This window comes from Hymenobacter agri (assembly GCF_054778495.1).
Map to the genome: position 1 here is coordinate 1 of NZ_BAAGZM010000967.1, position 1094 is coordinate 1094.

Below are 1094 nucleotides of genomic sequence, written 5' to 3' on the forward strand. Positions count from 1 at the left end.
CGCCGCCCGCCAGCTCGACGGCGCCGAAGCCCTGCTAGCGCGCACCACTGCCCGCCACCAGGCCGCCGCCCACTACGCCGACGCCTACCGCCGCTACTGCTGGCCCGTGCACTCCCTCGATGACCTCAAGCTGGCTCCCTTCCATCTACTAGCCACCGAAGGCAAAACCTACTTCGACCGCGACCACGCCTGGCACATGGAAACCCTGCGCACGTTGTCGTTAGCTGACCCTGGCCTGCTCCGCGCCACGCCCTACCGCGTCGTCCCCCTCTCCAACCCCGCCGAAGTCGAAGCCGCCATCCAGTGGTGGACCGACCTCACCGCCGCCGGGGGCGAAGGCATGGTGGTGAAGCCCTACGACTTCATCCCCCAGGGCAAAGGCGGCCTGCTCCAGCCCGCCCTCAAGTGCCGGGGCCGCGAGTACCTACGCATCATCTACGGCCCCGACTACCTCCTGCCCGGCCACCTCGACCGCCTCCGCCAGCGCAACGTGAAAGCCAAGCGCAACCTCGCCCTGCGCGAGTTCGCCCTTGGCGTCGAGGGCCTCGAACGCTTCGTGGCCGGCCAGCCCCTGCGCCGCGTGCACCAGTGCGTCTTCGGCGTACTCGCGCTGGAGAGTGAGGCGGTGGACCCGCGGTTGTAAAAATGGAATGGTTCTGATTGATACACGTTGTAGCGTATAAATCAGGACTCTTTACCAAGCCAAGGGAAATGCTAATCTATTGCTTCTGTTCTTGAAACAGGCTTTCAAGAACTTCTTTGTGTTTCGAATACTTGTAGAGCGACCGGTCCTTGAGAATGGAGCCAAGCATCAGGTCATTGACGTCCTTTTCTTTGGCGCCTTCTTTTTTAAGGCAAATTAGATGGTTGAGCAGTAGCTCGTAGTATTTATTGATATAGTATGATTTGAAACTCTGCATTCCTTCTTTCTGAGTAATGATGAGTTGGAAATCAGGAAAGTTTAGGTCATTGTATTGAAAATATTTCAAACCATTGAATCTGGGAAATTTCTTTATGTATTCGGCGGTGGTCTAAGTGAGGATGAACACGTATAAGGTTGATGGTAACAACTCAGCATACGTGCGCCAAATGCG

The 1094-nt window shown here is 56.9% G+C and carries 1 pseudogene; it reads left to right on the forward strand.

The features are described 5' to 3' along the window. Positions 1 to 643: pseudogene (locus ACYVDE_RS23755) on the forward strand (polynucleotide kinase-phosphatase); the annotation flags it as partial. Between the last annotated feature and the right edge of the window lie 451 nt (positions 644 to 1094).